17 protein-coding genes are annotated in these 21750 nt (G+C 70.7%); 8 read left to right on the top strand and 9 right to left on the bottom strand.

Annotated features, from left to right (window positions below):
* Nucleotides 1-85 precede the first annotated feature (85 nt).
* A complete protein-coding gene (hemE, locus tag ACIRQP_RS21120) occupies nucleotides 86-1150 on the top strand; it encodes a uroporphyrinogen decarboxylase (protein ID WP_403892250.1) in 1065 nt (354 codons plus the stop codon).
* Between the two features lie 86 nt (nucleotides 1151-1236).
* Here hemE and ACIRQP_RS21115 read toward each other — a convergent pair whose 3' ends face one another.
* The gene (locus ACIRQP_RS21115) at nucleotides 1237-2616 is read right to left on the bottom strand and encodes an FAD-dependent oxidoreductase (protein WP_403892247.1); all 1380 of its coding nucleotides are present in this window, start codon (nucleotides 2614-2616) and stop codon (nucleotides 1237-1239) included.
* A 56-nt stretch (nucleotides 2617-2672) separates the two neighbouring features.
* Nucleotides 2673-3668, bottom strand: a complete 996-nt coding sequence (locus ACIRQP_RS21110) for a DUF4349 domain-containing protein (RefSeq protein ID WP_403892244.1) — start codon at nucleotides 3666-3668, stop codon at nucleotides 2673-2675.
* 151 nt (nucleotides 3669-3819) lie between these two features.
* Between ACIRQP_RS21110 and hemG the strand changes: the two genes are divergently transcribed.
* The 3 genes from hemG (at nucleotide 3820) to ACIRQP_RS21095 (ending at nucleotide 7474) form a co-directional block, all read left to right on the top strand.
* The gene (gene hemG / locus ACIRQP_RS21105) at nucleotides 3820-5274 is read left to right on the top strand and encodes a protoporphyrinogen oxidase (RefSeq protein WP_403892241.1); all 1455 of its coding nucleotides are present in this window, start codon (nucleotides 3820-3822) and stop codon (nucleotides 5272-5274) included.
* A 4-nt stretch (nucleotides 5275-5278) separates the two neighbouring features.
* Nucleotides 5279-5995, top strand: coding sequence for a hydrogen peroxide-dependent heme synthase (hemQ, locus tag ACIRQP_RS21100; RefSeq protein WP_403892238.1), 717 nt, complete (start codon nucleotides 5279-5281; stop codon nucleotides 5993-5995).
* A 426-nt stretch (nucleotides 5996-6421) separates the two neighbouring features.
* The gene (locus tag ACIRQP_RS21095) at nucleotides 6422-7474 is read left to right on the top strand and encodes a sodium:calcium antiporter (protein WP_403892235.1); all 1053 of its coding nucleotides are present in this window, start codon (nucleotides 6422-6424) and stop codon (nucleotides 7472-7474) included.
* A 98-nt stretch (nucleotides 7475-7572) separates the two neighbouring features.
* On the opposite strand, the gene ACIRQP_RS21090 is transcribed toward ACIRQP_RS21095, so the two are convergent.
* On the bottom strand, nucleotides 7573-11052 hold the full coding sequence (locus tag ACIRQP_RS21090; RefSeq protein ID WP_403892232.1) for a phosphodiester glycosidase family protein: 3480 nt from the start codon (nucleotides 11050-11052) through the stop codon (nucleotides 7573-7575).
* Between the two features lie 323 nt (nucleotides 11053-11375).
* Here ACIRQP_RS21090 and ACIRQP_RS21085 point away from each other — a divergent pair, with 323 nt between their 5' ends.
* A complete protein-coding gene (locus tag ACIRQP_RS21085; protein ID WP_403892229.1) occupies nucleotides 11376-11582 on the top strand; it encodes a hypothetical protein in 207 nt (68 codons plus the stop codon).
* 47 nt (nucleotides 11583-11629) lie between these two features.
* Nucleotides 11630-12022 carry a hypothetical protein gene (locus ACIRQP_RS21080; protein ID WP_403892226.1) on the top strand — a complete coding sequence of 131 codons (393 nt, stop codon included), beginning with the start codon at nucleotides 11630-11632 and terminating at the stop codon, nucleotides 12020-12022.
* Between the two features lie 141 nt (nucleotides 12023-12163).
* Here ACIRQP_RS21080 and ACIRQP_RS21075 read toward each other — a convergent pair whose 3' ends face one another.
* From ACIRQP_RS21075 to ACIRQP_RS21055, 5 genes are all read right to left on the bottom strand, one after another.
* Nucleotides 12164-13798 carry an alpha/beta hydrolase gene (locus ACIRQP_RS21075; protein ID WP_403892223.1) on the bottom strand — a complete coding sequence of 545 codons (1635 nt, stop codon included), beginning with the start codon at nucleotides 13796-13798 and terminating at the stop codon, nucleotides 12164-12166.
* A gap of 190 nt (nucleotides 13799-13988) precedes the next feature.
* Nucleotides 13989-14945: a TIGR04222 domain-containing membrane protein gene (locus ACIRQP_RS21070; protein WP_403892220.1), complete on the bottom strand. Its 957-nt coding sequence runs from the start codon at nucleotides 14943-14945 to the stop codon at nucleotides 13989-13991.
* Between the two features lie 6 nt (nucleotides 14946-14951).
* Nucleotides 14952-16307 carry a DUF692 domain-containing protein gene (locus ACIRQP_RS21065; protein ID WP_403892217.1) on the bottom strand — a complete coding sequence of 452 codons (1356 nt, stop codon included), beginning with the start codon at nucleotides 16305-16307 and terminating at the stop codon, nucleotides 14952-14954.
* A gap of 280 nt (nucleotides 16308-16587) precedes the next feature.
* Nucleotides 16588-17367 (bottom strand): DUF4142 domain-containing protein, encoded by a 780-nt coding sequence (locus ACIRQP_RS21060; protein ID WP_403892214.1) that lies wholly within the window; start codon nucleotides 17365-17367, stop codon nucleotides 16588-16590.
* A gap of 286 nt (nucleotides 17368-17653) precedes the next feature.
* Nucleotides 17654-18313 (bottom strand): MarR family transcriptional regulator, encoded by a 660-nt coding sequence (locus tag ACIRQP_RS21055; RefSeq protein WP_403892211.1) that lies wholly within the window; start codon nucleotides 18311-18313, stop codon nucleotides 17654-17656.
* A 198-nt stretch (nucleotides 18314-18511) separates the two neighbouring features.
* On the opposite strand from ACIRQP_RS21055, the gene ACIRQP_RS21050 reads away from it, so the two are divergent.
* Entirely contained in the window at nucleotides 18512-19702 is a 1191-nt protein-coding gene (locus ACIRQP_RS21050; protein ID WP_403892208.1) for a cytochrome P450, read from the top strand.
* 259 nt (nucleotides 19703-19961) lie between these two features.
* Nucleotides 19962-20513: an EF-hand domain-containing protein gene (locus tag ACIRQP_RS21045; protein ID WP_403892205.1), complete on the top strand. Its 552-nt coding sequence runs from the start codon at nucleotides 19962-19964 to the stop codon at nucleotides 20511-20513.
* Nucleotides 20514-20578: 65 nt separating this feature from the next.
* Here the strand turns inward: ACIRQP_RS21045 and ACIRQP_RS21040 are convergent, their stop codons facing one another.
* Nucleotides 20579-21667: a TRM11 family SAM-dependent methyltransferase gene (locus tag ACIRQP_RS21040; RefSeq protein ID WP_403892202.1), complete on the bottom strand. Its 1089-nt coding sequence runs from the start codon at nucleotides 21665-21667 to the stop codon at nucleotides 20579-20581.
* Nucleotides 21668-21750 lie beyond the last annotated feature (83 nt).

Raw genomic sequence — 21750 nt, 5'->3', positions numbered from 1 at the left:
AAGAGTAGGCGGAACGCGCGCCTCGCGCAGGGAAGGACACCCGGGCCGGGGCAGCGGCTTCCCCGTACATGCGAAGATTCTGGTCGTGAGCGCCATTGACCGCCCCTGGGGCCAGCAGACGAAGACGTACGAATCGCCCTTTATGAAGGCGTGCAGGCGTGAACCCGTGCCGCATACGCCGGTCTGGTTCATGCGGCAGGCGGGGCGCTCGCTGCCGGAGTATCTGAAGGTGCGCGAGGGGATTCCGATGCTGGAGTCCTGTATGCGGCCCGAGCTGGTCACCGAGATCACCCTCCAGCCGGTACGGCGCCACAAGGTCGACGCCGCGATCTACTTCAGCGACATCGTCGTCCCCCTCAAGGCCATCGGCCTCGATCTCGACATCGAGCCCGGGATCGGCCCCGTCGTCGCCGAGCCGATCCGGACCCGCGCCGATCTCGCCCGGCTGCGCGATCTCACCCCGGACGACGTCTCGTATGTCACCGAAGCGATCGGCATACTCACGGGCGAGCTGGGCGCCACGCCGCTCATCGGCTTCGCCGGCGCGCCGTTCACGCTCGCCAGCTATCTCGTGGAGGGCGGCCCGTCCCGTAACCACGAGCACACCAAAGCGATGATGTACGGCGACCCGGAGCTGTGGGCCGATCTGCTCGACCGGCTCGCGGACATCACCTCCGCCTTCCTCACGGTGCAGATCGAGGCGGGCGCGAGCGCCGTGCAGCTCTTCGACTCATGGGTGGGCGCCCTGGCCCCCGCCGACTACCGCCGTTCCGTGCTGCCCGCCTCGGCGAAGGTCTTCGACGCCGTCGCCCCGTACGGCGTCCCGCGCATCCACTTCGGCGTCGGAACGGGCGAGCTGCTCGGCCTGATGAGCGAGGCCGGCGCGGATGTCGTCGGCGTCGACTGGCGGGTCCCGCTGGACGAGGCGGCCCGCCGGGTCGGCCCCGGCAAGGCGCTCCAGGGCAACCTCGACCCGGCCGTGCTCTTCGCCCCGACGGCGGCGGTGGAGACCAAGACCCGCGAGGTGCTGGACGCGGCGGCCGGTCTGGAGGGCCATGTCTTCAATCTGGGCCACGGTGTGCTGCCGAGCATGGACCCGGACGCCCTGACCCGGCTCGTGGAGTACGTGCACACCCAGACCGCCGGCTAGGTGTTCTGCCCTGACCCAGGTCCGGTCCAGGCCCTGTCCAGGTCCTGTCCGGTCGGACCGGGCCTGGACCGGACCTGGAGCCGGGGCTACACCCCCGCCTTCCGTACCGCCGTCGTCGCCTTGCGCGCGGCGACCAGCACCGGGTCCCAGACCGGGGAGAACGGCGGGGCGTAGCCCAGGTCCAGGGTGGTCATCGCCTCCACCGTCATCCCGGCCGTCAGCGCCACCGCCGCGATGTCCACCCGCTTCGCCGCGCCCTCGCGGCCGACGATCTGTGTGCCCAGCAGCCGGCCCGTACGGCGCTCCGCGAGCATCTTCACCGTCATGAAGGCGGCGCCGGGGTAGTAACCGGCGCTGTTGGTGGACTCGATGGTCGCGGTGACGAACTGGAGGCCCGCCCGGTGGGCGTCCTTCTCCCGCAGCCCGGTCCGGGCGATCTCCAGGTCGCAGACCTTGCTGACGGCCGTACCGACCACCCCGGGGAAGATCGCGTAGCCGCCGCCGACGTTCGCGCCGATGATCTGGCCGTGCTTGTTCGCGTGGGTGCCCAGCGGGATGTGCCGGGTCGAGCCCGAGATCAGGTCGAGGACCTCCACGCAGTCCCCGCCCGCCCAGATGTTCTCGTGGCCGCGCACCCGCATCGCCAGATCGGTGAGCAGCCCTCCGTGCGGCCCGAGGGGTAGCCCGGCGGCGCGGGCGAGGGTGGTCTCCGGCTCCACGCCGATGCCGAGCACGACCACATCGGCCGGGTGCTCGGCGGCGTCGGTGACCACGGCCCGCACCCGGCCGTCCGCGCCGGTGCGGATGCCGGTGACCGCCGTGCCGCCCACCGTGGTGATGCCCATGCCGTCCATCGCCTCATGGACCAGCCGGCCCATGTCGGGGTCGAGCGTCGCCATCGGCTGCTCGCCGTCGTACACCACGGTGACCTGATAGCCGCGGTTCAGCAGCGCCTCCGCCATCTCCACACCGATGTAGCCCGCGCCGACGACGACCGCGCGCCGGCCCTCCGTACCGCCGAGGGTGTCCAGCAGCGCCCGGCCGTCGTCGAGGGTCTGCACGCCGTGCACGCCCGGCGCGTTTATCCCGGGCAGCGCCGGGCGCACCGGGCGGGCGCCCGTCCCGATGACGAGCTTGTCGAAGCCGGTCCAGCTCTCCGTACCGTCGGAGAGATCGCGTACGCGCACCCGCTGCCCGGCCACGTCGATCTCCATGGCCTCCGTGCGCATCCGCAGATCGATGGCGCGTGCGCGGTGCTCCTCGGGCGTACGGGCGATCAGGTCATCGGGCCCGGACACGTCCCCGCCCACCCAGTACGGAATGCCGCACGCGGAGTACGAGGTGAAGTGGCCGCGCTCGAACGCGACGATCTCCAGCTCCTCCGGGCCCTTCATCCTGCGGGCCTGCGATGCGGCGGACATGCCCGCCGCATCGCCGCCGATGACCACCATGCGTTCCGCCGCCATTGCGCGCCCCTCTCGTTTCCGCTGTTCCCGGGGAACGCTACGCGGGCGGCTCCGGATCAGTGCTCGCGCGTCCCCTCGGCGACCGGCCCGTCGGGAGTCGGCGAGGGCTCGGCCGAGGGCGTGGGCGAGGCCGTGGGCGAGGGGGCGGGGGTGGGCCAGGGCGCGGGTACGGGCTCCGGCCCGCGTATCAGCCGGCCGCGTACCAGCCGCCACAGCAGATAGAGCACGCCGAGCACGGCGGCGAACGGCGCCACCGCGCCGATCACCACCCCGATCCACCGCACCGTCGCGGTCAGCGCGTCCCAGCCGCCGCCCAGCGCGTCCAGGAACCCGGGACCGTCCTCTTCCTTCTTCTCCTTCTTGACGACCGGAGCCTCGGTGAGCTCCAGCGTGATGGTGGCCAGGGATGTGCGGTCCTTGAGCGACGCCTGCTGCGCGAGCAGCGATTCCAGGTCGGCCTGACGCCTGCTCAACTCGCCCTCCAGCGACACCACATCGCTGAGGCTCGTCGCCTGGTCCATCAACTCCCGTACGCGCGCGACGCTCGCGCGCTGCGAGGCGATCCTGCTGTTCACGTCGACCACCTGGTCGGTGACGTCCTTGGCGTTGGCCTTGCGCGCCACCAGCGTGCCGGTGCCCGCCAGTTCGGCCAGGACGTCGTCGTACGCGTCCTGCGGCACCCGCAGCACGATGCGCGAGCCGACATGGCCGCCCTCGATCCGCTCGGTGGACTCGTCCTCGACGAGACCACCGGAGTTCACGGCCGCGGACCGCGCCGTGGCGAGTGCCTTCTCCGTGTTCTTGACGCGCACGGTGAGTTCGGCGGTGCGGATCACATGCGTACCGGCCGTCGCGGGCCGCTGCTCGGCGCCCGTCCCCTCGCTGCCGGACGCCGGCGCACCGGCCCCGGACCCGGCGTCCGCCGCGTCCGCGCGCCCCGCCTGAACCGGTTTCGTGCCGCTGTCCGCCGCCGACGTGTTGTCATCGCCACCGGCGCCGCATCCGGCGAGAGCGAGTGAGACGGTGAGTAGTGCTGCCGCGAATGCTGGCATCGCGCGCATATCGGCCCCCCAGGGACAGTTGATGAGAGTTGATGCTCGTTCGACGCGCGAGGCCCGTGCACGGATGCTCGTTCACGGTTCCGAAGCGGTCACGGTCGGGACTCGTTATAGAACGTCCATGACGGTTTGAGAGAGTGGGGGCATGGAGTCGAGCGCGCAGCACGTGGACACGCATACGGGTCATGTCGTCGTCATCGGGGGCGGTATCGCCGGTCTCGCCGCCGCGCACCGCCTGCTGGGCGCCGGGGTCCGGGTGACCCTGCTGGAGGCCACCGACCGGCTCGGCGGCAAGCTGCGGACCGGCGAGATCGAGGGCGCGCCCGTCGACCTCGGGGCCGAGTCCATGCTCGCGCGCCGGCCCGAGGCCGTCGATCTGGCCGAGGCCGTCGGGCTCGGGGAGCTGCTCCAGCCGCCCACCGCCACCACCGCCTCGGTATGGACGCGCGGGAAGCTGCGGCCCATGCCCAAGGGCCATGTGATGGGCGTGCCGGGCGACCCCGCCGCGCTCGCGGGGCTGCTCTCCGACGAAGGGCTCGCCAGGATCGCCCGTGAGCCGGACCTGCCGCCCACCGAGGTCGGCGACGATGTCCCGGTCGGCGAGTACGTCGCCGAGCGGCTCGGCCGCGAGGTCGTCGACCGGCTGGTGGAACCGCTGCTCGGCGGGGTCTACGCGGGCGACGCGTACCGCATCTCCATGAAGGCGGCCGTCCCGCAGCTCTTCGACATCGCCAGAACCCATGACTCCCTGCTCGCGGGTGTGCGCGACTTCCAGACCGCCGCCGCGGCCGAGCGGCGTGACGGTGCGGCGCCGGGCGCGGTCTTCGCGGGCATCGCCGGCGGTGTGGGCAGACTGCCGGGCGCCGTCGCGGACGCCGTACGGGCGGGCGGCGGGGAGATCCTGATGGAGACGCCCGTCCTCGGCCTCCGGCGCACCCCCGAAGGCTGGCGGATCCGTACCGAGCGGCGCACCCTGGACGCCGACGGCGTGGTGCTCGCCACCCCCGCCTGGTCCGCCTCGGCGCTGCTCTCCGACGAGTCACCGGCCGCGGCCGCCGAACTCGCCGGGGTCGAGTACGCCTCGATGGCGCTGGTCACGATGGCGTTCCGGCGCGCCGATCTCGGCTCGATGCCGTCCGGCAGCGGCTTTCTCGTACCGCCCGTGGACGGCCGCACGATCAAGGCGTCCACCTTCTCCACCCGGAAATGGGGGTGGGTCGCGGACGCCGCGCCCGGCCTCTTCGTCCTGCGCACCTCCATCGGACGGTACGGCGAGGAGGAGCAGCTGGAGCGCGAGGACCCCGAACTCGTCAACGTCTCGCTGCATGACCTCGGCGACGCGGTCGGGCTCACCGCGAAGCCGGTGGCCACCGAAGTGACCCGCTGGACCGGCGGCCTGCCGCAGTACCCCGTAGGCCACCAGGCCAGGACCGCCCGGATCCGCGAGGCCGTCGCCAAGCTCCCGGGGCTGCGGCTGTGCGGCGCGGCGTACGACGGTGTCGGCATCCCCGCGTGCGTCGCGTCCGCCCGGCGCGCCGCCGACGAGATCATCGCCACGTCGACCCTGGCGCGGGGCACGGGGCGGGGCGCGGGAGAATAGCCGCATGACTGCTGCACCAGAGAAGACCCCGAACGCGGGCAAGAAGGCCAAGGACCTCAACGAGGTCATCCGCTACACGCTGTGGTCCGTCTTCAAACTGCGCGACGTGCTGCCCGAGGACCGGACCGGTCTCGCGGACGAGGTCCAGGAGCTGTTCGACCAGCTCGGTGCCAAGGACGTCACCGTACGCGGCACCTACGACGTGTCCGGGCTGCGCGCGGACGCCGATGTCATGATCTGGTGGCACGCGGAGACCTCGGACGAACTCCAGGACGCGTACAACCGCTTCCGCCGCACCCGGCTCGGACGGCAGCTGGAGCCGGTCTGGTCGAACATGGCGCTGCACCGCCCCGCCGAGTTCAACAAGTCGCACGTCCCGGCCTTCCTGGCCGACGAGACGCCCCGCGACTATGTGAGCGTCTACCCCTTCGTACGGTCCTACGACTGGTACCTGCTGCCCGACGAGGACCGCCGCAGGATGCTCGCCGACCACGGGAAGATGGCCCGCGGCTACCCCGACGTGCGCGCCAACACGGTCGCCTCGTTCTCGCTCGGCGACTACGAGTGGGTGCTGGCCTTCGAGGCCGATGAGCTCTACCGGATCGTCGACCTGATGCGTCATCTGCGCGGCTCCGAGGCCAGGATGCACGTCCGGGAAGAGGTCCCGTTCTACACGGGCCGCCGCAAGTCGGTCGCGGACCTCGTGGCGGGACTCGCGTAACTCCGGCCTCCGGAAGCGATGTTGGATGTGGTGGCCGGCCCGGCACGCTGTCGGGCCGGCCGGCCGCCCTCCGGGGGTTGATCGCCTCCGCACCGGTCGACCATCCCGGCGGGACGCCGTGGAGGCACTCGGGCCGTGGAGGCACTCGGATCGTGGACGGCTCGGGGTCGATCCAGTCCGGGAGAGCGTTGGGCTACAGTGGATTGTTGCGAAGGGGAGTAGCCCCGCGAACCGGTCGTCGACACACTGGAACCTTCGGGTTCCCGGTGGCCGGGCCCGTATCCGTGAGGATGCGGGCGGGCGAGACCTTCGGCCCAATGTCGACGACGTACAACAGCGCGTCGGCGGGGTCGAAGCCGTTCCGCCGCTCCCCGCGCCGATCGTCCTCGAAGGCCCCCGCCGGTGCGGGGAAGCCGGACGATACCTGTGATCCATTTCGTACTGCTCATTGTGTGCGCGGTGGCGATCTATCTCTCCTGTGAGTGGTTCGTCAACGCGGTGGAGTGGCTGGGCGCACGCCTGAACGTCGGGAAGATGGCGGTCGGCACGATTCTGGCCGCCTTCGGTACCGCACTGCCCGAATCCGTCGTCACGCTGGTCGCGGTGACCACCGGCGCCACCGAGGAAGCCAAGAACATCGGTGTCGGGGCGGCGATGGGCGGCCCCCTCGCGCTGGCCACCGTCGCCTACGGCGTCACCGGCGGAATGCTGCTCCTCAAGCGCCGCCGGGAACGCCGGCAGGTCCTGGCCGACACCGGCATGCCGCCCAGTGGCCCGGACACCGAGGCGCTGGGCGATGCGAAGGACATGAAGCGGCTGGCCAAGGACCAGAAGTGGTTCCTGCCGATCTTCATCGTGAAGGTCGCGCTCGGTCTGGTCGCCTTCGCCTTCAAGCCCACCCTGGGCCTTGTGTTCTTCGCCGCGTACGCCGTGTACTTCTGGCGCGAGATGCGCGGCGGACGGGAGGCGGACGGAGAGCACGAGGAACTGGAACCGCTGAAGTTCCAGCCCAAGGCCGCCTCCCCGGCCACCTGGGCGGTGGTGGCCCAGACCCTGGCCACGCTCGCCGTGATCTTCTTCGCGTCGCAGCTGTTCGTGAAGCAACTGGACGCCATCGGCCCGATGCTCGGACTGTCGTCCGCGGTGACCGCGCTCCTGCTCTCGCCCATCGCGACGGAACTCCCGGAAATCATGAACGCGGTCATCTGGGTACGGCAGGGGAAGACACAGCTCGCGCTGGCCAATATCTCCGGTGCCATGATGATCCAGGCGACCGTACCGAGCGGCCTGGGCCTGCTGTTCACCACCTGGAAATTCGACAGCGCGCTGTTGTGGTCCGGTCTGATCACCATGGCCGCGATCGTCTACCTCCTGCTGACCATGCGCGCCCACAGACTCACACCGGCCCGCCTCACCGTCGCGGCCGGCTTCTATCTCGTCTTCGCCATCGGACTCGTCCCGATCCTCTGGCAGCACTGAGGGCGAGCACGTACGTGCTCGCCCTCAGTCAGGCCGCCCCGCGCGTCGGACCGCTCAGGAGCCGGTCCACAGCGGCCGCGTGCCGGTGTTGGTGACGGTTACTTCTTTCCGCCCGTGGACGGCACGACCTTGATGGTCTTCGAGGTCGTGATCGGCGCGAGCGAGCTGTCGTCGGTGTAGGCGCGCATCGAGTCGTTCGTCACCGATACGCTCACCGAGCCGGCGCGCAGCGCGGTGAGCGTCCGGGTCCCCGGGTCGAGGATCGCGACCTTGCCCTTGTGGCGGGCGGCGTCGATCGCCGCCTTCCCGCTGCCGATCGCCAGGCTGGACGAGCCGCTCCAGTCGACCGACATCGGGTACCGGAGCGGCACCACACGCGTGCCCGTCGACACGCCCTGCGGCTGCACGATGCTGCCCGAGAGCTGCGCCGTCCCGCTCACCTCGAGCGAGTCCGGGGTGTTGAGCGTGACGGACTGCGCGAAGGCGCGCACGTCGGCCTCCAGCCACTGCTGGTCCGCCTTCTGCCGCGAGTCGACAGACCAGTTGACCCACCCGGTGAAACCGCCGCGGTCCGGTGTGCCGTACGGGTCCTTGCCCGAGGACGGCAGCACCATGTACGGAACGCCCTCGACGCGGTGGACGTCTGCGATCTGGGCGTGGGATCCGACCATCGCGGCGCCCTTGCCCGTGGAGTCCCGGAAGTCCGTGAGCATGTTCTCGACGAGCGAGACCTCGTCGCGGTCACCGAGCTGGCTGGACTTCGTGTCGGCCGGGTCGTCCACCGGGTGGTGGGCGAACACCATGACGTTCTGCACCGACCGGTCCTTCTTGGCGTCGGCGAGCGCCTTCTGCATCATCGGGAGCTGGTCCCACGCGGTTCCGCGCAGCGACCCGAGGGAGCTGGCGAGGAGGATGAACCGCGTGCCCTTGTGGTCGAACGTCCGGTACGGTCGGCCGAACTCCTTACTGAAGTTCGTCATGTCGGACTGGACGTTGTTGAGGCCGTACGACTCGTGGTTGCCCGGCACGTAGTAGCACGGGATCGAGTCGGCCTTCGGGTTCGGCGTGCTGTTCTCCGACGGCTCCTGGCCGACCGGGATGAGGTCGCACCCGGCGTCGGTGAGCACCTGGCGGGCAAACGCGAGGTCCTGCGGCAGGCCACGGTCGGTGATGTCACCGTTGAGGACGATCAGGTCCGGCTTGGTCGTGCGGATCCGCTCGATGGCGGCCGTCGCGACCTGGGACAGCGCCGGGTTGTCGGCCGTGAACTGCACGTCCGACAGCGTGGCGAACCGCCATGTGTCGCGGCCCTGGGGCAGCGAGCCGTCGTCGGAGACGAGCGCATCGGGCTGCGGGGCGGGCTCGGCAGGCAGATCGATCGGCGTCGGGATGTCGGCCTCGACGCGGTCCAGGACGAACGTGCCCGCCTTCTGAGCGGCGACGTTCGTGTTGATGCCCTGGAAGCCCGAGATCGCTATCGGGAACGCCGTGTTCGCCGGCAGTGTGAACGTCGCGTACTGCCAGTCGTCGCTCGCGGTCAGGCTGGTGCCGTAGATGCCGCCGCTCTGGCCGGCCCCGTCGACGTAGCCCAGGTAGGTCAGACCCTCCGGCACGCTGATGCTGGACTTGATCCGCACCCGCACGCGCAGCGGCTGGCCGGACACCTGGATGCGCTGCGCCGACGACGTCGCCGAGATGCCCACGTTGCGCATGGCGTTGAAGTCGATCTTCAGACCGTCGGGGTCCGCCGAGAACGTCGTGGCCGCGGTGCTGTTGTTGCGCCAGCGGGCCAGCACGTCGTCGTCGAAGTCGTAGACCGTTTTGGTCTGGACGCCGACCGTGATCGGGAGCTGAACCGACGTGCCGCCGACCGAGACCTTGAGGGTCGTGCTCGAGTTGGCGAGCGGGGTGATCTTCAGCTCGCCGTCCACGGGCTGGATGTCGACGACGCTGTGGTCGTAGTCCAGTGAGACGTCCTGCGGGTCGATCGGGGCCGTGTAGCCCTGGGCGTCGCGGCCGGTCACGGAGACGGTGGCCGCGGCGTCGGGCTTCGCGTCGGGGATCGACAGGAGCTGGGACGACAGCTCCACGCTGTTGAGCGGGCCGAGGACGGCGACCTTCTCCTGCGCCTTCCGGGGACCCGCATGCGCCGTGACCGTGATCGTGCTGTGCGCCTTCTTGGACGAGGCCGTGAGCGTACCGTCCTTGACGGGCCCTCCGGGCGCGTTCCAGTGCACCGACTTCGAGGCGACCGCCACCGGCGTCTCATGGTCGTCGACGCCCTCCGTGACGAGCTTACGGTGCAGCCCCGGGAAGACCTTCAGCCCGCCGTCGGCCGACGCCGCACCCGGCGCGGGCTTGATGAGGAGCTGATGCAGCTTGCCGTCGCCCTTCGCGACGAACACCCCGACGCCGTTCGGGTCGTCGCGCTCGTGGCCGTCGGACGGGACGTTGCGGACGGTCGCCTCGTCCTCGCCGAGCGCGCGGGCGACCATCGTGGTCGAGCCGCCGCCGTCGAGGTTGACCGCGGTCTCCACACCCATCGCGGCGAGGTCGCGCGCCTCCTTGTCGATGCCGACGCCGCCCGAGCCGGTGCCGCCCGGGCCGTCCCAGGTGGCGAGCACGAGCGTCTTGCCGCTGTCCTTGAAGCCGAGCGCGGTACGCGGGGCTATCGAGGTGTCGAGGCCCTTGACGACCTGGCCCCCGGAGACGACGGTGCCGCCGTGGCCGAGCGCGAACTTCATCGTCTTGGCAACGTTGTCAGCGAGCGCGTAGCTGAGCGCCGCCGGGTCGCCGGGCTGCAGCGCGCGGATCGCGGTCGCCGCGGCGCCGCGCCCGACGAGCACGAAGCCGTCGTCCGGGATCGTCCCCGAGCCCGCGGGACCGTTCGGCGTGACCGACACGACCTTGCCGTTCTCGACCAGGACCTCGGCGATCTGGTCGTTGGCCACGCCCGTCAGGCCGCGGTTGCGGCTGTAGTCGCCCCAGGCGGACGTGAACGCGACGAGGCCGTCCGCCGGGATGCCGCCGCCGTTCGCGGCGTTGATCGACAGGACCTTGTGGTCCGCGCCCGCGAACTTCGCGGTCGAGTTGACCGTGAGGTCCACAAGCTGGGCGATGCCATCTTTGCTGACGCCGACGTGCTGTCGGCCATTGATGTCGGCGGTCTTGACGAGCTTCCCGTCCTGGAGCTCGCCACCGAGCGCCGCGTTGGAGTTGCCGATGTCGAAGAACTCGCCATTGATGCCCGCGACGGCGCCGGCCTTGTTGGCGGCCTCGCTGAGCGGCCCGCCGGATGCCACCGGTCCGGAGGTCAGCAGGTCCGTGCCGACCGCGCTGTTGGACAGGTCCACGGTCAAGTACTGCGCGTCGTACCAGCCCTTCTGGTCGAGCGCCTTCACGTGCTGCAGGTTGATCCCCGGACCGATCTTCTCGGCCGTGTTGATCAAGGGTATTCCGCCGGTGACCGGCGCGGGCTGACCGCTGTCCGCGTACGCGGCGGCAGGTACGACCGCCAGCGTGCTCGCCGCCACAAGCCCGACCAGCAGTGGTCTCGTACACCGATGGTTCAAGACCATCAATTTCATTGGAACCTTCGCTCAAGAGATGACACGGAGGCAAACGCCTCCCTTACGCCCAATTCGATCGAGGCGCGCACCCGATTAAGGGGATCAACCAAGAAGCGTGGAAGGCGCCAACACGAGGAAGCGGTGAACCCTGGCTGAAGAGGCGGACCACTTGGCGGTCGGCGCGGTCGGCGCGGTCGGCGCGGTCGGCCAGGAGATCACGAGACGGGAGTGCCGCCCTCTGTTCAGCACGTATCCATCAGGCAGGCCGACGTCCGATGCCCGCGTGGTGACCCGACGGACGGGGGAACGGCCACCCGGTACGGTCGGCGACCGTGATCGACACGGCGGCTGACAACCGGTCAGTGGAGTCGGTGGCAAGCGGCGTGCCGTCGTCGAGCGCGAACGTGACCGTCCTATTACGGGTCGCCTGCACCTATTTGGGTGAAAAACTCGATGAGACTGCTCGTAACGCCTCAAAGGCGAGCCATGGTCTCTTCAGGGAACAGAAGCTCAAGAAGGGAACGGGACAGTGCGTTTGAGGCGTATCGGAACGATTCTGGGCGCAGCCGCGCTCACCATGCTGACAATGCCGGCCAACGCTCATGCCGCGGCGATCGCCTGTGGCGGCGGTGTGTCGACCGGCCGTGTGGCCGTCAATGGCTGCATCAGCGCCCAGCGGGGGACCGCCGGCCCCTTCCCGTCCCGGGAGATCACGGCGCACATCAAGGCGCGCAACACGGGGACAAAGGCGCTGAATATCTCCTACGAGGCGTTTTCCCGCCCCGATGGCGGTTCCTGGGAGAAGGTGGGCACCGGTCGCGCCTATGTCAGGGCGGGCGAGACCATTGGCCCGGTCGAAGTGGGAAGCACGACCCGAGTATGCGCCCCCGTGAAGGTCGAGATCCGCGTACATGCTCGGGCCGACGGCGCTGCCTGGAGCGGCTGGTCCTCCGCGTCCACGAAGCAATGCCAGACCTGAGCGCCTGAACGTCCTGGGCCGGCGCGCGGGGCGCCACGTCACCTGGTAACTGGTCGCGGTACCGGCGGGATTGTTCCTTTCACGCGATGTATGCCAGGAAAAGGAATGACGGCCCCGTGCGCCCGTGGCGCTTCCGCGCGCTCAGAATCGAGCACCCGGACTGTGCCTCCCGTGCGGGTCGACAAGCCTGTCGGTCGGTCTCGGCGACGTCGGGTCCGGCTCCGCGTGGGGCGCGCACTCAGCGCTTCGCGCCGGCGCTCTTCCACGCAGCAGGTAGTCCTCGACAATCGCGGTGACGCAGGCGTTGCCACCGCCCGCCACCCCGTGCGTACCGGCGTCCCGTTCGGTCACCAGGGCCGAACCGGCCAGCCGCTTGTGCAACTCCACCGCACCCTCGTACGGCGTCGCCGCGTCCCGCTCCGCTGCCAGGATGAGCGTCGGGGGCAACTGGCCGGGCCGAGCGCGGACGTCGGCCGGCCGCTGCCGGGGCGCCGACCAGTAGGCGCACGGCAGATTCATCCAGGCGTTGTCCCAGGTCTCGAACGGCGCGCGCTGTGCCAGCGCGGTGTTGTCGCGGTCCCACACCGCGAAGTCCGTGGGCCAGGGCGCGTCATTGCACTCGACCGCGGAATAGACCGCGTTGGCGTTCTCGCTCTCCGCGGCGCCGGCCGGACGGGGCGCGGCCTGTGCGATCAGCGGCCGCGGATTGCCCTTCAGATACTCGGAGAGGGCCGAGGCGCGCGTCGGCCAGTAGTCGTCGTAGTAGCCCGCCCCGAGCATCGCCGCCTGGAGCTGTCCCGGCCCGACCTTCCCGCCGGCCGGCTTGTGCGCGACCCCGGCGCGTACTTTCTCGTAACTCTGCCGCACCTCCTCGGCGTTGGTGCCCAGGTGGTACGTCGCGTCATGTTTGGCCACCCAGGTACGAAAGTCCTCCCAGCGCCGCTCGAACGCGACCGACTGGTCGAGGTTGTTGCGGTACCAGACCTGCTCGGGGGCCGGGTTCACGGCGGAGTCGAAGACCATCCGGCCCACGTGCGAGGGGAAGAGGGTCGCGTAGAGCGCGCCGAAGTAGGTCCCGTACGAGGCGCCCATGAAGGTCAGCTTCTGCTCGCCGAGCGCCGCGCGCAGCACATCCAGATCGCGCGCGTTGTTCAGCGAGTTGTAGTGGCGGAGCGCGGGGCCGGCGGCGCGTGCGCAGCCCTGCGCGTGCGCCTTGGCCTCGGCGATCCGCTCCCGCTTGTACGACTCGGAGGGGTGGACCGGGGACTGCGTCGGGGCCTTGACGAAGTCCGCCGGATCCTCGCAGGAGAGCGGGGCGGAGCGGCCCACTCCGCGAGGCGCGTAGCCGATGAGGTCGTACGCCTCGGCGATCCGCTTCCAGTGGGGCACCTCGGCGGCCATCGGGAAGTACATGCCGGAGGCGCCGGGGCCGCCGGGGTTGAAGACGAGCGCGCCCTGCCGCCGCTCCGGACTCCCGCTCGCGGGCACACGGCTGACGGTGAGGCTGATCGTCCGGCCGTCGGGCTCGGCGTAGTCGAGCGGGACCTCGACCGTGCCGCAGACGATGGGGTCGGGCAGCCGCTCGGCCTCGGGACAGGCGCCGAACGTGATACCGGTGGTGGCGGCGCGCTGGGCGGCGCGGACGACACCACGGGCCGCGCCGGTGGTGGCGTGAGCGCCGGTGGCGTCGGCGCCGTCCGCGGGGGCGGCGACGAGGGCCGACAGGACCACGGAGCCGAGGGTGGCCAGAGCCCCGTATTTCGCTACTGCTCTCATCGCGTTCCCTTCCGTGCGTGCGGATCGGAGGATGATCCGCAGAACAGAGAGTCAGCAGCGCGGCGGAGCCGGACAAGTATCCGCGCGCGGTGTCGGTCGCGATGACCCCGATGCGTCGTACGGCCACTCCGAAGGGTCTGCGGAGTGGCCGTACGGTACGGGATGTGCCGCGCGGAACTCAGGAACCCTCTTACGTGCCCCCGCCGCCACCCCCGCAGCCCCCGCCCCCACCACAACTGCTGCCGCCTCCTCCGCCCCCGTCGGAACCGCCGCCTCCGCAGGAGCTCGCGCCACAGCCCGACCCCGAACCGCCGCATCCCGTCCCCGAGCCGGGCTCGGCGCCGTAGCACCAGGCCACCACGGCCGCGGACAGATGCTCGGCCGGTGCGAAGTCATGCCCCGGGCGCATCCGCGCGGCGGTGCGCAACTGCCCCCGCAACTCCGGGTCCGGCACCCCCGTCACCCCGTGCGCTGCGACCTGGTCCGCCGCCGAGTAAGTGAGCCCCGCGACGAAGTCGCGCAGCGCCCGCCGTCCCGCTCCGGTGATCCGCCGCCCGGCGAAGGCCGCGCAGACGAACCCCGTGATCATGCCCCCGAACAGGACCGGCAGCAGCGAGAACGCCCACATCCCGCTGGGACCGAACTCCAGGGAACCGAAGGTCACCAGCGCGCCCGCGATGAACGACACAGGCAGGGCGGCGAAGCAGAGCGCCCCCTGGGTGACGCCCCAGGTCCGCCACGGGCGCGTCCGCGCGCGGGGCACCACCAGCCCGCGCGCCGCGAGTGCGTCGCCCACCAGCTGTACGGCCGGGGCGCGCATCACCGCGAGGCGCAGCGCGTGCAGGGCGCCGCTGGGCGCCATCGCGTGTTCCTGGAGCACGGCCTGCTCCACCGGGTGACGGGCGACAGGCTGGAGCACGGCGACGATGCCGGGGCCGCCGATGGCCAGTCGGCCGTCCGCCCGCATCCCGGCGAGCGCGGCGTCCACGACCCTGCCCGGACCGCCGCCGAGGAACGCGGCCTCCCACACGTCATGGACGGCGGGTGCGCCCGTCACCCCGCCGCGCGAGCGGATCACCCCGGCGATCAGCAGGACCGAGGAGACGGCGACCGCGAGATGGACCGCGGTGAGGAGGAACGTCGTCACCGCGCCTCACCTCCCGGCCAGTGCGGCGCGGGCCACGCGGAGGAGACGGGTCGCCCGGCGCGGTGGCCGCGCGGAGGCCCGCTCGCGCCACCAGAGGGTCAGCCGCCGCCGGGCGGCGGAGTCCTCGGGGCGCCCCTCGACCAGCAGCTTCTCGGCAAAGTCGAGCGCGTCGCGGCGGTATCCGGCGCGCATGGGCGTGTGCGCGGCGTACGCGAGGAACGCCGGGCGGAAGCCCTTGCCGAGGATCTCCGGCAGTTCGGGGGCGATCTTGGCGACGACCCCGGCGCGTTTGGCGGCGAGGGCGCGGCTCTGGACGCGCAGCCGCCGCGGATCGAACCCCTCGGGTACGGGCGTACCGGCGACCAGCGAGGAGAGCAGGGCGGCCTCACTGAGCGCGAGCCGGCCGCGGGCGGCGTCGGTGTCGCTCGCCTCCCGCTCCTCCTCCGTAACGCCTTCTCTCGCCTGCGTCCCGGCGCCCGCCCCCGCACGCGTTGCCGGGCGCGTTGCCGGGCGCGGCGAGGCGATGGCCGCCGCGGCCGTGATGGTCTCCCGGATCGTGGTGAGTTCACCGGCCAGCTCCGCCGCGGGCGGGAAGTCGTCGTCCCGTTCCAGCAGGACGCCCGGCGGGGCGACCCGGGCGCGCAGCTCGGCCAGTACGTCCAGTACCGGCGCGGTGACCGGGTGCGCGTGTGTGTCGTGCCAGACGCCGTCGCGCTCGATCCCGCCCGCGACATGGACGTACGCGATGGCCTCGACCGGCAGTTCGTCCAGGGCCTTCGCGGGGTCCTCGCCCCGGTTCACCTGGTTGGTGTGCAGATTGGCGACGTCGATCAGCAGCCGCACGCCTGTGCGCTCGACCAGCTCCGCGAGGAACTGCCCCTCGCTCATCTCCTCGTCGGGCCAGCAGATCAGCGCGGCGATGTTCTCCACGGCGAGCGGCACGGGCAGCGAGTCCTGGGCGACGCGTATGTTCTCGCACAGCACACGCAGGGCGTCCCGGGTGCGCGGGACCGGCAGCAGATGACCGGCTTCCAGGACCGGGGACGCGGTGAGCGCCCCGCCGGCCCGTACGAACGCGATGTGTTCGGTGACCAGAGGGGAGCCGAGGGCCTCGGCGCGCTCCGCGAGATCCGCGAGCCGCCGCGCGTCCGGACGGTCCGCTCCGCCGAGGCCGAGCGAGACCCCGTGCGGTACGACGGTGACGCCGCGTTCCCGCAGGCGTACCAGCGAGTCGGGCAGATGGCCGGGGCAGAGATTCTCCGCGACGGCCTCGACCCAGTCGACACCGGACAGCGCCTCGACCGTGTCCGCGATCTCCGGGCGCCAGCCTATGCCGATCCCCAGCTGTGGTGTGTCGTTCACGGCTCCCCCTCCTCGGTGCCCGAGGTCTTCCCCCGTCCGCGACGGGCGCGGTGCAGAGGTAATGACCCCGCGGCGCGCCCGTGAATCCGCAGAGGGGGACGTTCAGAGGATGATTTGAGGTTCCACGGCGGCGCCGGGTTTCCCGGGTAGGGAACGGAACGCCACCCACGCGCCCCCATGGGTCGGGCCCCCATGGGTCGGGCCCCCATGGGTCGGGCCCCCATGGGTCGGGCCCCCATGGGTCGGGCCCCCATGGGGCGGGCCCCCATGGGGCGGGTCTCTACGGGTCGATCCCCGGCGCGGGCCGGTCGGTGTTGATCGCCGTCGGAGCGCCCGGCTGGGTGGAGGGCCGGGAGGTGAAGGTGTCGTTGCCAGTGGGCGCCACGGCGTCCGGCGCGGGCGGCAGATTCCCGTTCGGGGGCGGCGGTCCGGTCGGGCTGGCCGTCAGGGTGCCCGCCGCCTCGTTGGCGAGAGCGTCGAAGTCGACCATGCCGGTGGCCTCCAGCATGGTGATGTGGTCCAGGACTGTCTGGTTGGCGTCACTCGCCAGCTGCCGTATCAGCGTGTTTCTGGTGGTGTGCCGGACCTGCGCGATCAGCGAGAAGACCTTGCCGTGGGCATTGCGCAGCAGATTGGCGAACTTGCGCTCGTACTCCTGGCCGGTGGCCGCCGACAACTCCCTGAGCCAGCCCTGCTGCTGCTCGTTCGGCTGGTTCGGCAGCTCGACCCCGAGCTTCGCGGCCACATCGCGGGCGCGCTTGTCGAGATCGGTGTGGCCGACGACCAGATGGTCACCGCACTCCTTGATCGCCTGGCTGGGGGCGCGTTCGATGGCCTGCTGTCCGGCCGGCAGCTCCCAGAGTCCCGCGAGCCGCACCTTCACCAGGAGGTCGCGATCGGTCGCGGAGAGCGGGCCCCACTGGGTGGCCACACTGGACGCGTTGAGGTTCGCCTGACCGGTGCCGGAGCGGTCGGCATACGACCAGACGGGGAAGGCCAGGGCCCCGACCGTGACGACCAGCGCCGCGATGATGAGCGCCGTACCGTTGATGCGTCGCAACAATGTGCTGCCTCCCGAACCGAATGCCGACACCCTTGAACCAACCGCCGACCGATCGGCTGTTCAACCCGCTTCGCGGTACCGGGAGATACGTACGGCCCGGCCGGAGTGTTCAGCTCCGCGGCGCCGGATGATCAGCGGCCACGGCGCAGGAGCCCGGCGGGAGCATCGTCGCCGCCATCGTCGCCGCCGCGACCGCCGACCACCGGGGGCGCGGGGACAGCGGCTCAGTAGCGCCGAGCGCCGGCGCGACGAAGGCGCTCCAGGAGAAGGGCCACGAGACCCATCACGCCAGGAGGGCGCGCCAGCGGTCGGCCGACTCGATCGTGTCCTGGATGACCCGCTCCAGGAACATGCCCGCCTTGGCCAGCCGTTGCCCCACGGGGCTTTCGGGCCCGAAGGCCTCCGCCTCCGCCGTCGCGGCCTTCGCCATCTCCAGCGTCGGCTGCGAGCCGATCACGATCGAGCGGTACAAGGCCTCGTCGTCGAGCACATAGACGTCGCGGCGCCGCTGCGGATCGCGCTCGCGGCGGACATACCCGTTCTGGACCAGGTAGTTCACGGCCACGGAGACGGAGGCCGGGCTGACCTGCAGCCTGCGGGTCAGCTCGGCCGCGGTGCGCCGGCCGTCCTCGGACAGCAACAGGTCGACACGCACGCGCGCTGTCATTCTCGGCAGCCCCGTCCTGACCGCCATCTCGATGACCTCCTCCGCCATCGCGTCGACGGGCGGTGTGGCCTCGCGGGGGGGTGCCGGTGTGCCGCGCCGCGCCCGCCGGGACGTCGCCTGGTGCGCCTGCTGGGGCCGGTAGTTGGCGGGGCCGCCGTTGCGTGCGATCTCCCGGCTGATCGTCGAGGTCGGCCTCTCCAGCCGCCTGGCGATCTCGGCGTAGGAGAGCCCGTCGGCGAGTCCGGCCGCGACGCGCTGGCGGTCCTGCTGGGTCAAGCGTCCTCCTGGCATGTCGTCAGTATTGCCTTCGACGCCATTCATTGCAACGCGACATTGCATTCGAGCACAGCGTCATTGCATCAATTTACCGCCGTCTACCTGGGAAAACGCATTCTCGCCGATTGACGCCGGCATGCGTGCAACGTAGCTTTCGAGCATATTCAAACGCGTACTATCGCGAGATGAGGAAGAGTCATGGGTGAGTCCCCGCACACCGTCACGACGCTGCCGACGGCCCGTCGGCCCGGCTGCCCCTTCGACCCGCCGGCAGGGCTGATCGACGCCCGCCGGCACGGCCCCATCAGCCGCTTCACCCACCTCGGCGGAAAGCCCGGCTGGCTGATCACCGGATACGACCTGGTCAGGTCGGTCCTGGCCGACTCGCGGTTCAGCTCGCGCAAGGAGCTGATGAACGTGGTCGACTTCGAGCTGCCTCCGGCGCCACCCGGCGAGTTCCTGCTCATGGACGAGCCGCAGCACGGGCGCTACCGCAAGCCGCTGGTGGGCAGGTTCACCGCACGGCGGATGCGGCTGCTCACCGAGCGCGTCGAGCAGGTCACCGCCGATTGTCTGGACGCCATGGATCAGGCCGGGCCGTCGGCGGACCTGGTGACCGCGTTCGCCAAACCCATCCCCGCCATCATCATCTGCGAGCTGCTGGGGGTTCCGTACGAGGAGCGGGGCTCCTTCCAGGCACAGATCGAGACGTTCCTGAACGGGGAGACAGACGAAGAGGAGCTGATGGCGGCCTACACCGCGACCCAGGAATACCTCGCACAGCTGGTGGCCGCCAAGCGCGCGAACCCCACCGACGACGTACTCAGCGACCTCACCGACAGCGATCTGACCGCCGAGGAACTGCAGGGGGTCGCCCTGATCCTGCTCTCGGCCGGGTTCGACACCACCGCGAACACGCTGGCCCTGGGCACCTTCGCGCTGCTGCAGAACCCGGCGCAACTGGCCGCGCTGCGCGCCGATCCCGCGCTCGCCGACCAGGCTGTGGAGGAGCTGCTGCGGTATCTGAGCGTCGCCAAGTCGTTCATGAGGACGGCGCTGGTGGACGTCGAGTTGGGCGGCCAGACCATCGAGGCAGGTACGACGGTCGTCCTGTCGTACAACATGGCCAACCGCGACCCCGAGCGCTTCGCCGATCCTCACGTGCTCGACCTCCGGAGGCAGCACGGCGGGCACGTGGCCTTCGGCCACGGCATCCACCAGTGCCTGGGCCAGCAGCTGGCCCGCGTCGAGATGCGGGTCGCGTTCCCCGCGCTGGTCAACCGCTTCCCCACGCTGCGCCTGGCCGTACCGGCCGAAGAAGTCGACCTGCGTGCGGAGACCGCGGACATCTACGGGGTGAAGAGCCTCCCGGTCACCTGGGACGTGTGACCGCGAGCCAGTGACGGTGAGGTCGCGTACGGTCGCCCGAGTGGATCGCGTTCATCTGACCGACGCCCCATACACAACGCAGCCTTGGCGGGCGGTCCCATCCGCGCCCGATCCGCCCTGAAACACTTCGGCCGGGGCAGTTCATTGCATCGAGTGATCATGTCGGCGCCGCGCACCATTTATCGCATTTAATGGTGATCTCATGGCTACGCTCGGCCTGCCGCAGTGAACCAACCGTAACTCCCCGGAGGGGACGGCTATGGCTACCGCCACCATCGATCCGATCACCGCAAAGCTTGAGCAGATGTTCGATGCCACCGACACCGACACCGACGGTTACGTGGACTGGACCGACTACCAGCGGCTCATCGACCGCTACCTCAGCGCCTACAAGATCGACAGGAAGGACCGCCGGGCGCACGCGCTGACGGCCGCGTACCAGATGTACTGGATGGAGTTGCTGCGCCACGCGGACGGCAACGACCGGCTGAACAAGGAGCAGTACCACCACGCGAACCGAGCGACGAGCGTCGACACGAGCCGCTTCAACATGGTCGAGGGCGTCCCGCACGCCGTCTTCGACGTCATGGACGTCGACGGTGACAACACCATCAACAAGGCGGAGTTCCAGAAGTACCTGGACGTGTGGGGCGTCAGCGACCCGGACGCCATGGACACGTTCATGCGGCTGGACACCGACGGCGACGGAGTCATCAGCCGCCACGAGTTCATCCGCGCGGTCCGGGAGTTCTTCTACTCCCCGGACCTCGACGCCGCGGGCAGCCTGCTCTTCGGGCACCTCACCAAGTGACACGGTCGCGGAGGACGCCCAGGCGGCGTCCTCCGCATCCGCTCCGCTGCCGACTGCCGTGGGGTCTACGGGTTGTGACGCCGGGTGACCGGCTGGGCCACCACGATACGAGGGTGCCGGCCGGCGACACTCACCTCGCGGACATCGATGGTTCTCCACCACGGGTCCTCGATCAGGGCGTTCGCCTGACGGTGGTTCACGATCGCCACCGCCAGCCCGTCCCGACGCAACACCCGTCGCCACCGGTCCAGGTGGACCGCGATGTCGCCGATGTCGAGCCGCACCCCCCATGGCGGGTTGGTGACGATCCGGTCCACCGGGGTGCGCAGCAGATCGAGATGTGCGCCGTCGTCGACACGCCACTCGACGAGTGCGCCTCCGGGCGTGTTCGTTCGGGCCGCGGCGATCGCGCCGGGGTCGCGGTCGATACCTGTGTAGACGGCATCGGGCTCGATCTGCGCGGTTTCGAGCAGGATCGTCCCGGACCCACAGAAGGGGTCGAGCACCCGATGCCCGGGTTCGACGCGAGCCAGTCGCGCGATCGCGGCGGCCACCGGCGGGTGCAGGCTCCCCGTCACGGTGCTGTGTCGCCAGTCGCGGCGGTGCAGCGGCGCGTCGAAGGGCCGCAGCGCGATGTGCGCCGTCGTGCCGTCGAGGACGACGCGCCAATCGAGCCTTGGCTGTGGTGGTGGGGCGCCGCGGCGGGAATGGTAGGTCGCGCCGGTGCGCTCGGCGATGACGGTGCCGATGACGTCTTCGATGTCGAACCGGCTGTAGGTGCGCCTGCCGAGGAACGACGCGCTCACCGCGAACCCCTCGCCGGGGTGATGACGCAGAGGGACGGTGAGCCGGTGGCGGGCTGCTCGGGCCAGTGCTGTCAGGTCGGCCTTGGTTCGGCCGGGATCGGCGAGCGTGGCACCGATGAGGAAGAGATCGTCGGCCAGCCGCGGCGGGTCGGTGACGATGCTCGCCGAGGTGGGTTCGACGATGAGCTGGCGTTTGGACATGTCGATCACGTGGTGACCGGCCGCTGCCAGTGGGGCAGCGGCCAGGTGCTCCAGGCCGGTAACGGTGCGTACCAGCACGCGCGGCCGGGCACCGGTGGTGAGCGCGTGAGTGATCGACTCTGCCGCGCCGGGGCGCGCAGAGGGCATGTTTGTTTCTCCCGGTAGCGGTCGGGAGCGGCCAACTGGCCGACTCCCGCAGCGCTAGCCACGGGCACAGCCGCGAACTGGCT

Origin of the sequence: Streptomyces sp. NPDC102274, assembly GCF_044766385.1 — a bacterium.
Classification (GTDB): Bacteria; Actinomycetota; Actinomycetes; order Streptomycetales; family Streptomycetaceae; genus Streptomyces.
This window is presented reverse-complemented; position numbering and strand designations above follow the sequence as displayed.